This is a genomic window from Streptococcus oralis (genome assembly GCF_002386345.1).
In the GTDB taxonomy this organism is placed as follows: domain Bacteria; phylum Bacillota; class Bacilli; order Lactobacillales; family Streptococcaceae; genus Streptococcus; species Streptococcus oralis_S.
Genome location: NZ_CP023507.1, coordinates 1,628,519 through 1,642,183 on the forward strand (window position 1 = coordinate 1,628,519; position 13,665 = coordinate 1,642,183).

Below are 13,665 nucleotides of genomic sequence, written 5' to 3' on the forward strand. Positions count from 1 at the left end.
CTCCTTTTTATAGAATGATTTAATTTTTTTGATTAAATACTCTTTTATTACGCTTTTGAAGCTTATGGAGACTTAATATTTAAACATAAAAAGCAGAGAAAGACTTCTCCTCTTTTATTTTTAATCTTCAATTTCGATTTCGAGTCCGTCGCCTAGGTCAAGTGTTACTTCTTGGTTAGGTGCTAAATCTTCTGCAACAGAGGTAGGAGTTGTTCTTTCTTCATCTTCAATCAAACCATATTGAACACGGACTTGGTGGTCAATGGCATCAAAGATTTCTGGGTGATCCGCCAAGTATTTCTTAGCATTTTCAGATCCTTGTCCGATTTTTTCACCCTTGTAAGAGTACCATGCTCCCGCTTTTTGGATGATATCGAGATCACTTGCAATCTTCAAGAGCTCACCAGTCTTAGAAATTCCTTCTCCGTACATGATTTCAACAAAGGCTTCCTTAAATGGTGGAGCTACCTTGTTTTTCACGACCTTGATCTTGGTTTCCTTACCGACATTGGTATCTTTTTGATCACCAGTTCCCTTGATTTGTGTGCTTCCACGAACATCCAAACGGACTGAAGCGTAGAATTTCAAAGCACGTCCACCAGGTGTTGTTTCTGGATTTCCAAACATGACTCCAACTTTTTCACGCAATTGGTTGATAAAGATGGCAATTGTTTTGGTTTTATTGATAGAAGCACCAAGTTTACGCATGGCCTGGCTCATCATACGAGCTTGCAAACCAACGTGACTATCTCCAATATCCCCATCAATTTCCGCACGAGGTACAAGGGCCGCAACCGAGTCGATAACGACAAGGTCAACTGCACCTGAGTCAATCAATTTTCCAGCAATTTCAAGACCTTGCTCTCCTGAGTCTGGTTGTGACAAGAGCAATTCGTCAATGTTCACACCAAGGGCTGCAGCATAGGCTGGGTCAAGAGCATGTTCCGCATCGATAAAGGCTGCAATACCACCTTCTTTCTGTGCTTGCGCAACAGCGTGAAGGGCAACCGTTGTCTTACCAGATGATTCTGGTCCATAGATTTCGATGATACGTCCTTTAGGATAACCACCTGAACCAAGAGCAATGTCCAGAGCCAATGAGCCTGAGCTCATCACTTGAACTTTTTGCTCCGCGCGCTCACCCAAGCGCATGATTGAGCCTTTACCAAAGTCTTTTTCGATCAATTTAAGAGCATCGTTCAATGCTTTTTCACGGTCTGCTCCAAATTTTTTCCCAATTTCATCTAATTTTTTTGTTGGTTTTTTCGCCATTTTGTTCTCCTATATTCTACTGGTCCTTAGACCTATCTTTTATTATACCAAAATTTAGTCACTTAATAAAGCCTTGCGAACTAGGTTAAAGGCATGCATGACCGCAATATGTCGGACATCTGCTCGACTCCGTCCTGCGATATTAGCCTTGATCACCTCTGTCCCTTTGGCATGTGCCAGTCCAATAAAAACTGTACCAGCTGGATGACCCTCTAGGCTATCTGGCCCAGCTACACCTGTCAGACTGACTCCATAATCAGACTGAGTCTTGATCCGTGCCTGCTCTGCCATTTTTCGAGCCGTAAACTCAGAAACAACCCCGTGTTCTTTTAGCTCTTGCTCGGAAATATCCAACATCTTGGACTTTTCTTCTAGGCTGTAAGTGACAAAACCGCCATTAAAGATTGCTGAAACGCCCGAAAAGTCTGCTAATGTCGCTTGAAAGAGACCTGCCGTCAAGCTTTCTGCCGCAGTAATGCTTTTCTGTCTCTTCTTTAGCTCTTCTACAACGACACTTGCGAGGCTGGTTTCTTCCCCATATCCGTAACAGATGTCTCGTAAAGAAATTCCCTCGAAAGTTTGGCGACTCAAGATTTGATTTTCTAAGATATCCAGCGCTTGATCAGCCTTTTCTTGACTAACTGCTTTTGTAGACAAGCGCAAGGTCACTTCTCCTGTTTTGGCATACGGCGCCAAAGTCGGATCGGTTTGATGGTCAATCAAATCCGCCAAAATGGTCACCAACTGACTCTCCCCAATTCCAAAGAAACGGAGCACACGTGAGTATAACTTGGTACCAGTCATTAACTTAGGTAAGAGTTGATTTAAGACCATAGGTTTCAATTCACTAGGTGGTCCCGGGAGGACCACGTAGGTCACGCCATCCACTTCCGACACCCCTCCTACTGCTAAACCTGTCTCATTTGGCAGTGGAGTCGCCCCTTCTACAATTTGGGCTTGGCGCTCATTATTCGGTGTCCGAGCATAGTCAGGTCTATGAGCAAAGAAAATATCCAGTTTCTCTTGCGCTTGAGGGTCAAACACTAGATCTTTTCCTAAAAATTTTGCCAGGGTTTGTTTGGTCAAATCATCCTCAGTTGGTCCCAAGCCCCCTGTCAAAATCACAAGATTACTACGTTGGCTCGCAATCTCCAGCAAGGACAAAAGACGAGCTTCATTATCTCCAACAGCAGTTTGGAAATAGACATCTACCCCGATTTCGGCTAGTTTCTCTGATAAAAACTGAGCATTGGTATTGACAATCTGCCCTGTTAAAATTTCTGTTCCGACAGCAATAATTTCTGCTTTCATGTTTCCTCCTACTTATCTATTCGAATTTTTTTGAAAAAATCGCAGGAAATTTCCCACGATTTGATTCTTTTCTTATTCTGCTTCTTCGTTTGAAGCGTTCGTACTGGTTGAAGGAGCTGTCCGACCAAAGGCTGTTTCGTACAGTACCGCATTGGTTTCCAATTCTGTCACTGGCTCTTTACCTAGCGAACTACGCAAGAGATTTTGCATCTCGAGCATATGTTCTGAAGTGACAATCTGATAAGAAATTCCCTGTAGCTCAGCATCTTCCCCACGCAATTGATGCGTTTCGATATTCTTGAAAGAATCTTGATAGCCGAGCAATTGTGGAATGCTCTTAGCTGACAAGTCCACATTGGTCTGCATGTTATCACTCAAAGCTTTGAGGATACCTTGATAATGGCTCACACTGTTTAGGCTCAAAACCTTCTCAACGATTTTTTGAATAACTTCACGTTGACGTTTTTGACGACCATAGTCTCCTTCAGGGTCTTGGTAACGCATCCGTGAATACACCAAGGCTTCCTCACCATTCAAAGTTTGTTCTCCAACACCGATGGAAATCTTATTAAACTCCTCTTGGTCAGCAATCGAAATTGGGAAACCGAGTGTATTGTTGACGGTAATTCCACCAACTGCATCCACCAATTGTTGAAGCCCCTGCATGTTAACCATCACATAGCGGTCAATGTGGATATTCATCATCTTTTGAATAGTAGAAATTGCAAGTTCCGCACCACCATTAGCATAGGCCGCATTGAGTTTGGCTTCCTGAACTTGACCGTTTCCAGTCTCAATCTTGGTCAAAATATCCCGTTCCAAACTCATCATTGTGGTTTTCTTTGTTTTGGGATTAACCGTCAAGAGAATCATGGAATCACTATTTCCCGCCCACGGGTCTGTACGTTCCACATTTCCCGTATCTACCCCCATCAAGAGGATAGTCAGAGGCTCCGTCGCTTCGATAACGTTGGTTTCTTCCCCGATTTTTTTGTAAGTCTTTTTACTTAGGGTTTCTGTTCCCTGTTGGTAGATGGTATAGCCATAAACCGCTACACCTAAAACTGTTACTGCTAGGAAACCTAGCACCATTCCAATTAATTTTTTAATCATCTCGTTATTCATTTATCAGCTTGCCCATAAGACAAACATCTAAAAATATCCCTTCTGCTAAATAGGCTCCTCTTTCTTGTAATCCTTCTGTGATAAATCCCATTTTTGAATAGAGGTGGATCGCAGCCTCGTTTCGTTTTTGTACACTGAGTTGCAAACGGCACAAGACACCACTGGATTTAGCCCACTCGATGCCTTCTTCTAGAAGTATAGTCGCCAAGCCTTGGTTCCAGAATTTCTTTCGAACTGCTAGAAAAACATCACCGATATGTCGAACTCTTAAATGTTGGTCTGCTGTGATATTTAAGACTCCTGCAATCTCATCATTCAGTAAGGCGAGGAGAGTAATTTGATTCTCTGATGCAGCTTGTTTTTCGATAAAAAGAGCCATTTCAGAAGCTGTCATCATGATACCATTTTCATCCAAGCTGGTAAAATCCGTCTCTTGACCGACACAATCTAAAAATGCAATTAAGGCTGTAGCATCTGAAATCTCTGCCTCACGAATACACAACTCATACTCCATCTTGAAGCTCCTTGATGAGTTGTTCAGCCCGAGAGCCATGAGCTGTAAAATGAAGACAACGACCCTCAGCTTCTTTCAAAATTTCCAACTCCAAGTAAGAATCTGGTAAATCTTCACCCAAAAGATGCCCCCACTCAATAACAGTCACACCACCACCGAAGAGAAACTCATCCAAGTCAATAGAATCAGCATCACCTTCGATACGGTAGACATCCAAGTGGTAAAGTGGCAAACGCCCTTCGTACTCTCTGACAATGGTATAGGTTGGACTTTTAATCATTTGACGGATATCCAAGCCCTTAGCAAGGCCCTTTGTAAAGGTTGTTTTACCCGCACCCAACTCTCCAGTCAAGATCAGAACATCGTCTTTTTGAAGCAAATGACCTAATCTTTCTCCGAGAGCTAGAAGCTCTTCTTCATTTTTTGTGTGCATGCTACTATTATACCAAAAAGTTTTCTTTTGTGTGAATTTTCTTTATGGACTTACTATAACAATTTTGAAAAATTCTCCTCCACTTAAAAGAATACAACTATTGAAAAAACAAACAGGATATCCCGAATCAGGTGTCCATAAAAGGAGATTTCCCTTTGGATACATTTGGGAAAAAGGAAACGTGCGCATAGAAAACCAATACTGATATAAAGGAGAATCGAGGAAATCACTAAAGGATTCCTCAAGAAAACCAACGTGGCTAGAACGGAAATGACGACTGTTTTCTTTTTATTTAGGTGATTTTCTATATCGCGGAAAATTTTATCAAAAGGTAAGAAAATCAATAGATCTACTCCTAGCAAGAAAAAGAAGGAGGGTAAAAAGAGGTCAACCAATTCCTGCTGCAATTTGCTAGTGGTCTGGATGCTTTCTGAGAGAACCAGACAGGTTGCCAGAAGATTGACTACTAAAAGGAGGCAATAAACCAGACTCACTTTCTTTTGAACATGTAAAATACTATGTCTAGACTGGTCTGCTGTATGGAAATAATTTATCCCAGCACAAAGAACAGAAATTCCTACTATCAAAATCAAAAAATAAGCATTGGTCTGTTTTAAAGATAAAAAGGATTCTTTCCATAATAGACAACTACTAAAACTAATCTGGATGACTGCAATCAACAACAATAGGCGAATTGATTTTACCATTTCTTTTCCCTCCCTATATGGGATTATACCTTGTGAGGAGTTTGAAATGATTGTTTCCGCCTCAAGTGTCCATTTTTTGTGCTCAACTGACCAAAAAACAGCTCTGTTGTGCACAGAGCTGTTCTTTTACCAGTCTAATCCTTAAACCAGAGAGCAATTTCACGTTTTGCAGAAGCTTCAGAATCGGAGCCATGAACTACATTTTGAATGGCTTGATTGTCTCCTGCAGCCTTGGCAAAATCTCCTCGGATAGTTCCTGGCAGAGCTTCTTCTGGACGAGTAGCACCCATCATGGTCCGCCAAGTTTCAATCACTTTCGGACCTGATAGAATGCCCACCACTACTGGTCCTGAGGTCATAAACTGACGGATAGGAGGATAAAAACTTTTTTCAACCAAGTCTTGATAGTGTTGGTCAATCAAAGCTTCTGAAACTGTTGAGCGTAGCTCTAATTTTTCGAGTTTGAAACCTCGTTGTTCCATTCTTTGCAGAATTTCGCCGACCAGCCCTCTTTTCACACCATCTGGCTTAATGATAAAGAATGTTTGTTCCATATGGACACCTCCTTGGCATTTTAGTTCTTCTATTCTACCATACTTTATGAAAAAGTTGGAAAATTTTCTGAAATAAAGCAAAGAGAACCCAAAGGTTCTCTTGTTTGCTTTTATTCTACTGTTTCTTCAACTTGGATTTCCACAACTTCCTCTACAGGAGCAAGTTCTGCCTCTTCTTGTTCTGGAGCCAGATATTCTGCTTCATTGATAGCTTGTGGTTCAAGGTTACGGTAGCGAGCCATACCAGTACCAGCTGGGATGATCTTACCGATGATAACATTTTCCTTGAGTCCAAGGAGATGATCTTTCTTACCACGGATGGCTGCATCTGTAAGGACACGAGTTGTTTCCTGGAAGGAAGCCGCTGACAAGAAACTATTTGTTTCAAGTGAGGCTTTGGTGATTCCCATAAGAACTGGACGACCAGTCGCTGGAACTCCACCTGCGATAAGAACATCCTTGTTGGCATCTGTAAAGTCGTTGATGTCCATGAGAGTACCCATAAGAAGATCTGTGTCACCTGGATCCATGACACGAACTTTACGGATCATTTGACGAACCATTACCTCGATGTGTTTGTCACCGATTTCTACCCCTTGGCTACGGTAAACTTTTTGTACTTCACCGAGGAGGTAGGTTTCAACTGACAAGACATCACGAACAGCAAGGAGACGTTTTGGTTGGATAGAACCTTCTGTCAATGCTGCACCGCGAGAGACTTGGTCTCCAACTTCGACACGCATACGTGCTGTAAATGGAACCACGTACTCACCTTCGCCAGTTTCACCCTTAACAAAGACTTTCTTGGTACGAGTTGACGCGTCTTCTTCGATAGCTGTAACTTGTCCTTTGACCTCTGTGATGACCGCTTCCCCTTTAGGATTGCGGGCTTCAAAGATTTCTTGGACACGAGGAAGACCCTGAGTGATATCGGTATTTGAGGCAACCCCACCCGTGTGGAAGGTACGCATTGTAAGCTGTGTACCAGGTTCCCCGATAGATTGGGCAGCGATTGTACCAACTGCTTCACCAACTTCAACCGCATCACCAGTCGCCAAGTTGATACCGTAACAGTGACGGCAGACGCCATGACGAGTGTTACATGTAAATACAGAGCGGATAGTCACTTCTTCCACACCAGCATTGACAATTTCACGCGCCTTGTCTTCCGTAATCAACTCATTTGGACCGATGATCACTGCACCAGTTTCTGGATGTTTAACAGTTTTCTTAGTATAACGACCATTGAGACGTTCTTCGAGAGACTCGATCATCTCTTTTCCTTCTGCGATAGAGCGGATCAAGAGACCACGGTCTGTTCCACAATCGTCCTCACGGATGATCACATCTTGGGCAACGTCAACCAAACGACGAGTCAAGTAACCTGAGTCGGCTGTCTTAAGGGCCGTATCGGTCATACCTTTACGGGCACCGTGAGTTGAGAAGAACATTTCGAGTACTGACAAACCTTCGCGGAAGTTTGAAAGGATTGGCAATTCCATGATACGTCCGTTCGGAGCGGCCATCAGACCACGCATACCGGCAAGCTGTGAGAAGTTTGAAATGTTACCACGAGCTCCAGAGTCCATCATCATAACGATTGGGTTCTTAGGATCTTGGTTGGCAACCAAACGTTTCTCCAATTTTTCACGGGCTGCACGCCATTCAGCTGTAACAGCGTTGTAGCGCTCGTCGTCTGTGATCATACCACGACGGAATTGTTTGGTGATTTGTTCTACACGTTTGTGTGATTCTTCGATGATTTCAGCCTTGTCTTCAACGACTGGGATATCGGCAATACCCACTGTCAAACCTGCAAGAGTTGAGTGGTGGTATCCGAGGTTCTTCATGCGGTCAAGTAGGGCAGAAGTTTCTGTCGTACGGAAACGTTTGAAGATTTCAGCGATGATATTTCCAAGATTTTTCTTCTTGAATGGAGGGTTGAGTTCAAGATTACTGATTGCTTCCTTGATATCTCCACCTAGTGGCAAGAAGTATTTAGCTGGAACACCTTCTGTTAAGTTGGCATTTGTTGGTTCTTGCAAGTAAGGCAGACCCTCTGGCATGATGTCGTTGAAGAGGATTTTACCAACTGTTGTCAGCAAGACCTTGTGTTTTTGCTCTTCTGTCCATGGTTTGTTAAGGCTGTCTGTTGCAATACCAACACGTGAGTGGAGGTGAACATAACCATTACGGTAAGCCATAACCGCTTCGTCACGGTCTTTGAAGACCATTCCTTCCCCTTCACGACCAGCTTCTTCCATGGTCAAGTAGTAGTTACCCAAAACCATGTCCTGAGATGGAGTAACAACTGGTTTACCATCTTTCGGGTTCAAGATATGCTCAGCAGCCAACATCAAGATACGAGCTTCTGCTTGAGCTTCTTCTGAAAGCGGTACGTGGATGGCCATTTGGTCCCCGTCAAAGTCGGCATTATAGGCTTCACAGACAAGTGGGTGCAAGCGAAGAGCCTTACCATCAATCAAGACTGGCTCGAAGGCTTGGATCCCCAAACGGTGAAGGGTCGGTGCGCGGTTCAAAAGTACTGGGTGTTCTTTGATTACTTCTTCAAGAATATCCCAGATACGTTCGTCTCCGCGTTCCACCAAGCGTTTAGCCGCTTTGACGTTCTGCACGATGTCGCGCGCAACGATTTCACGCATCACAAATGGTTTAAAGAGCTCAATCGCCATTTCACGTGGCACACCACATTGGTACATCTTAAGAGTTGGACCAACGGCGATAACGGAACGTCCTGAGAAGTCAACACGTTTTCCGAGCAAGTTTTGACGGAAGCGCCCTTGTTTCCCTTTAAGCATGTGGCTCAATGATTTCAGTGGACGGCTACCTGGTCCTGTGATTGGACGACCACGACGACCGTTGTCAATCAAAGCGTCAACCGCTTCTTGAAGCATACGCTTCTCATTTTGAACGATGATACCTGGTGCGTTCAACTCAAGCAAACGAGCCAAACGGTTATTACGGTTGATAACACGGCGGTAAAGGTCATTCAAGTCAGATGAGGCAAAACGGCCACCATCCAACTGCAACATTGGACGAAGATCTGGTGGAATAACTGGAAGGATGTTGAGAATCATCCATTCAGGTTTGTTCCCAGACTTGTAAAAGGCATCCAAAACATCCAAACGACGGATGGCTTTGACACGTTTTTGTCCAGTAGCTGTTTTCAACTCTTCTTTGAGTTCAGCAATTTCTTTTTCAAGATCTACTTGTTTCAAGAGGTCTTGGATAGCTTCGGCACCCATTTTGGCAACAAATGAACCATAACCATACTCACGCAAGCGCTCACGGTATTCGCGCTCTGTCATGATAGACTTGTGCTCAAGCGGTGTATCCTTCGGATCAATCACCACATAAGCCGCAAAGTAGATAACTTCCTCGAGGGCACGAGGACTCATATCAAGGGTCAAGCCCATACGGCTTGGAATCCCCTTGAAATACCAGATGTGAGATACAGGAGCTTTCAACTCGATGTGCCCCATACGCTCACGACGAACTTTCGTACGCGTTACTTCAACCCCACAGCGGTCACAAACAATCCCTCTGTAGCGAATGCGTTTGTACTTACCACAAGCACATTCCCAGTCTTTTGTAGGACCAAAGATGACTTCGTCAAAGAGTCCTTCACGTTCTGGTTTCAAGGTACGGTAATTGATTGTTTCAGGTTTTTTGACTTCTCCATAAGACCATGAACGGACTTTGCTTGGAGAAGCTAGGGTGATTTGCATACTTTTAAAACGATTTACATCAACCACTATTTCTTCCCTTTCTATTCTAAGTGAGCTGCTTATTCTCGTTCAGCAGCTTCTTCTGTTGCTTCCGCTTTTGTTGCTTTCTCAGCTTCTTCAGCTTCAAAGGCTGCTTTAGCCTCTTGGGCTGCTTTTTCGCGGGCTTTTTCAAGGTCATCTACGTGGATGACATCTTCGTCCATTCCTTCATCCAAGTCGCGAAGTTCCACTTCTTGGTCATCTTCGTCAAGGACACGCATGTCAAGACCAAGAGATTGCAATTCTTTGACAAGAACTCGGAAGGATTCTGGAACACCTGGTTTTGGAATTGGTTTTCCTTTTGTAATAGCTTCATAAGCTTTCAAACGTCCGTTGATATCGTCAGACTTGTAAGTCAAGATTTCTTGGAGAACATTTGACGCACCGTAGGCTTCAAGAGCCCAAACTTCCATCTCACCGAAACGTTGTCCACCAAACTGAGCTTTACCTCCAAGTGGTTGTTGGGTAACAGTTGAGTATGGTCCGACTGAACGCGCGTGCAATTTATCATCAACCATGTGGTGGAGTTTGATCATGTACATGACACCAACTGATACACGGTTGTCAAACGGCTCACCTGTACGTCCATCGTAAAGGATTGTTTTGGCATCGCTATCCATACCTGCTTCTTTAACAGTGTCCCAAAGGTCTTCAGAACTTGCTCCGTCAAAGACTGGTGTTGCGATGTGGATACCAAGAGTACGGGCTGCCATACCAAGGTGAAGTTCCATAACCTGACCGATATTCATACGTGATGGTACCCCAAGTGGATTCAACATGATGTCGACTGGAGTTCCGTCTGGAAGGTAAGGCATGTCTTCTACAGGAACGATACGAGAGACAACCCCTTTGTTTCCGTGACGTCCGGCCATCTTATCTCCGACCTTGATCTTACGTTTTTGAGCGATGTAGACGCGAACCAGCATGTTAACACCTGATTGCAACTCATCACCATTTGCACGTGTAAAGATCTTAACATCACGAACGACACCATCGGCACCGTGAGGTACTCGAAGAGAAGTATCACGCACTTCACGAGACTTGTCTCCGAAGATAGCGTGCAAGAGACGTTCTTCAGCTGAAAGGTCTTTCTCACCCTTAGGTGTGACTTTACCTACAAGGATGTCCCCTTCTTTAACCTCTGCACCGATACGGATAATACCCATTTCGTCAAGGTCTTTAAGAGCATCTTCCCCAACGTTTGGAATTTCACGAGTAATTTCTTCAGGCCCAAGCTTTGTATCGCGCGTTTCTGATTCATATTCTTCGAGGTGGACAGATGTGTAGACATCGTCTTTGACCAAGCGTTCGCTCATGATAACGGCATCCTCGAAGTTGTAACCTTCCCATGTCATGTAGGCAACGATCGGGTTTTGTCCAAGCGCCATTTCCCCTTTTTCCATAGAAGGTCCGTCAGCGATAAAGTCGCCTTTTTCAACGACATCGCCAACTTTAACAAGTGTACGTTGGTTATAAGCAGTACCTGAGTTTGAACGACGGAATTTTTGGATGTGGTAAACGTCCAATGAACCATCTTCGCGGCGTACTTCTACCTTGTCAGCATCTGCGTATGTAACTTTACCATCATACTGAGCAATAACAGCCGCTCCAGAATCATGAGCTGCTTGGTATTCCATACCAGTACCAACGTAAGGTGCTTTTGGATCAATCAAAGGCACAGCCTGACGTTGCATGTTGGCACCCATAAGGGCACGGTTGGAGTCATCGTTTTCCAAGAAAGGAATACATGCTGTCGCAACGGCAACTACCTGTTTTGGTGACACGTCCATATAGTCAACCACTTCTGCTGGGTACTCCTGGTTGACCCCTTGGTGACGTCCCATGACAACTTTCTCAGCAAAAGTACCGTCTTCGTTGAGGCGAGAGTTGGCCTGCGCTACAGTAAATTCATCTTCTTCATCGGCTGTCAACCAAACGATTTCGTTTGTGACTACACCTGTTTCACGGTCAACCTTACGGTATGGTGTTTGAACAAATCCATACTTATTCAAGTGTCCGTAAGATGACAAGTTATTGATCAAACCGATGTTAGGTCCTTCAGGTGTCTCGATTGGACACATACGACCATAGTGAGTATAGTGCACGTCACGTACTTCATATCCTGCACGGTCACGTGTCAAACCACCAGGTCCTAAGGCTGACAAACGACGTTTGTGAGACAACTCAGAAAGCGGGTTGTGTTGGTCCATGAACTGTGACAACTGTGATGAACCAAAGAATTCTTTAACTGCAGCTGTTACAGGACGGATGTTGATGATTTGTTGTGGTGTTAAAACTTCATTGTCCTGAACAGACATGCGTTCACGGACATTACGTTCCATACGAGAAAGTCCAAGACGTACTTGGTTGGCAAGCAATTCACCAACTGCACGGATACGACGGTTTCCAAGGTGGTCGATATCATCCACACGTCCGATACCTTCTGCCAAGTTAAGGAAGTAGCTCATCTCTGCAAGGATATCCGCAGGAGTTACAACACGAACCTTGTCGTCTGGATTGGCATTTCCGATGATGGTTACAACACGGTCTGGATCCGTTGGAGCAACAACCTTGAATTTTTGAAGCACAACTGGTTCTGTCAAAACAGCTGCATCGTTTGGAATATAAACGATTTTGTTCAAGTCTCCATCCAAGTGACTCTCGATACTTTCAATCACGCTACGAGTCATAACGGTACCAGCTTCTACCAAGATTTCACCAGTTTCAGGATCTACCAATGGCTCAGCGATGGTTTGGTTGAGCAAGCGTGTTTTAACGTTGAGTTTTTTATTGATCTTGTAACGACCAACAGCTGCCAAATCGTAGCGGCGTGGGTCAAAGAAACGAGCTACAAGCAAGCTACGTGAGCTTTCAGCAGTCTTAGGCTCACCTGGACGAAGGCGTTCGTAGATTTCTTTCAAGGCTTCGTCTGTACGAGAGTCCATTGGATTCTTGTGGATATCTTTTTCAACAGTATTGCGAACCAATTCGCTGTCACCAAAGATATCAAAGATTTCATCATCACCAGAGAAACCAAGCGCACGAACCAAGGTCGTAAATGGAATCTTACGAGTACGGTCGATACGAGTATGAGCGATGTCTTTTGAGTCGCTTTCAAGTTCCAACCAAGCTCCACGGTTAGGGATAACAGTAGAACCGTAGCCTACTTTACCGTTCTTGTCTACTTTGTCGTTAAAGTAAACACCTGGTGAGCGGACCAACTGAGAAACGATAATACGTTCACCACCATTGATGATGAAAGTACCCATTTCGGTCATGATTGGGAAATCACCAAAGAAGACTTCTTGGGTCTTGATTTCGCCTGTTTCTTTATTGATCAAGCGGAAGGTTACAAAAATTGGTGCTGAGTAGCTAGCATCGTGGATACGAGCTTCTTCTAGCGTGTATTTTGGTTCCTTGATTTCATAGCCAACAAATTCCAACTCCATTGTGTCTGTGAAGTTTGAAATTGGCAATACATCTTCAAATACTTCCTTAAGACCGTGATCTAGGAAATCTTTGAATGAATCCGTTTGAATTTCAATCAAATTTGGTAAGTCAAGAACTTCTTTGATTCTTGAAAAACTACGACGGGTACGATGTTTCCCGTATTGAACGTCATGTCCTGCCAAGATGATTCTCCTTTGTAAATAAATTCCAAGCCTTGTCAATCAGGCTTTTCTAATCGTCATATGGTTTTTAAAACCCCTATCACCGTGTCCCTTTGACGAATTTTCAGAATCTTTAAATTTTTGTTACAAGCACTCAAAAACCTGAAAAAAAGCACAAAAAGAGCAGCTAAATCTGACTTTTTCAGAAGATTTAACTGCTGTGAGCCTTGTCTGGACAATATTTCAGACAAAACCTACGACAAATGATTACTCATATTATACCTTATTTAGCTAGATTTTTCAAGGTTTTTTACTATTTTTTTAAACAATCTTTTCCTATATATTATTTT

Annotated in this window: 9 protein-coding genes; all 9 read right to left on the reverse strand. The window is 43.6% G+C overall.

Going from position 1 to position 13,665, the window contains the following annotated elements; translation table 11 throughout:
• Nucleotides 1–120: 120 nt before the first annotated feature.
• The gene (recA, locus tag CO686_RS07965; RefSeq protein ID WP_001085520.1) at nucleotides 121–1,272 is read right to left on the reverse strand and encodes a recombinase RecA; all 1,152 of its coding nucleotides are present in this window, start codon (nucleotides 1,270–1,272) and stop codon (nucleotides 121–123) included.
• Nucleotides 1,273–1,326: 54 nt separating this feature from the next.
• Nucleotides 1,327–2,583 carry a competence/damage-inducible protein A gene (locus tag CO686_RS07970; protein WP_000642672.1) on the reverse strand — a complete coding sequence of 419 codons (1,257 nt, stop codon included), beginning with the start codon at nucleotides 2,581–2,583 and terminating at the stop codon, nucleotides 1,327–1,329.
• Nucleotides 2,584–2,655: 72 nt separating this feature from the next.
• Nucleotides 2,656–3,696 (reverse strand): glycopolymer--peptidoglycan transferase LytR, encoded by a 1,041-nt coding sequence (lytR, locus tag CO686_RS07975; protein WP_000592175.1) that lies wholly within the window; start codon nucleotides 3,694–3,696, stop codon nucleotides 2,656–2,658.
• Between the two features lie 4 nt (nucleotides 3,697–3,700).
• Entirely contained in the window at nucleotides 3,701–4,222 is a 522-nt protein-coding gene (locus tag CO686_RS07980) for a GNAT family N-acetyltransferase (RefSeq protein WP_000455513.1), read from the reverse strand.
• Nucleotides 4,212–4,655: a tRNA (adenosine(37)-N6)-threonylcarbamoyltransferase complex ATPase subunit type 1 TsaE gene (gene tsaE / locus CO686_RS07985; RefSeq protein WP_000556959.1), complete on the reverse strand. Its 444-nt coding sequence runs from the start codon at nucleotides 4,653–4,655 to the stop codon at nucleotides 4,212–4,214. Before tsaE ends, CO686_RS07980 begins: the two co-directional genes overlap by 11 nt.
• 83 nt (nucleotides 4,656–4,738) lie before the next feature.
• A complete protein-coding gene (locus CO686_RS07990; RefSeq protein ID WP_049501270.1) occupies nucleotides 4,739–5,362 on the reverse strand; it encodes a hypothetical protein in 624 nt (207 codons plus the stop codon).
• Between the two features lie 134 nt (nucleotides 5,363–5,496).
• A complete protein-coding gene (gene ndk / locus CO686_RS07995; RefSeq protein ID WP_049501265.1) occupies nucleotides 5,497–5,916 on the reverse strand; it encodes a nucleoside-diphosphate kinase in 420 nt (139 codons plus the stop codon).
• Nucleotides 5,917–6,026: 110 nt separating this feature from the next.
• Nucleotides 6,027–9,692, reverse strand: a complete 3,666-nt coding sequence (gene rpoC / locus CO686_RS08000; RefSeq protein WP_000228753.1) for a DNA-directed RNA polymerase subunit beta' — start codon at nucleotides 9,690–9,692, stop codon at nucleotides 6,027–6,029.
• A gap of 32 nt (nucleotides 9,693–9,724) precedes the next feature.
• A complete protein-coding gene (gene rpoB / locus CO686_RS08005; protein ID WP_084937558.1) occupies nucleotides 9,725–13,336 on the reverse strand; it encodes a DNA-directed RNA polymerase subunit beta in 3,612 nt (1,203 codons plus the stop codon).
• Nucleotides 13,337–13,665 lie beyond the last annotated feature (329 nt).

Bases quoted from the DNA above. Each gene is read 5' to 3' on its own strand.
- recA (WP_001085520.1), bottom strand. From the start codon at position 1,272: ATGGCGAAAAAACCAACAAAAAAATTAGATGAAATTGGGAAAAAATTT.
- CO686_RS07970 (WP_000642672.1), bottom strand. From the start codon at position 2,583: ATGAAAGCAGAAATTATTGCTGTCGGAACAGAAATTTTAACAGGGCAG.
- lytR (WP_000592175.1), bottom strand. From the start codon at position 3,696: ATGATTAAAAAATTAATTGGAATGGTGCTAGGTTTCCTAGCAGTAACA.
- CO686_RS07980 (WP_000455513.1), bottom strand. From the start codon at position 4,222: ATGGAGTATGAGTTGTGTATTCGTGAGGCAGAGATTTCAGATGCTACA.
- tsaE (WP_000556959.1), bottom strand. From the start codon at position 4,655: ATGCACACAAAAAATGAAGAAGAGCTTCTAGCTCTCGGAGAAAGATTA.
- CO686_RS07990 (WP_049501270.1), bottom strand. From the start codon at position 5,362: ATGGTAAAATCAATTCGCCTATTGTTGTTGATTGCAGTCATCCAGATT.
- ndk (WP_049501265.1), bottom strand. From the start codon at position 5,916: ATGGAACAAACATTCTTTATCATTAAGCCAGATGGTGTGAAAAGAGGG.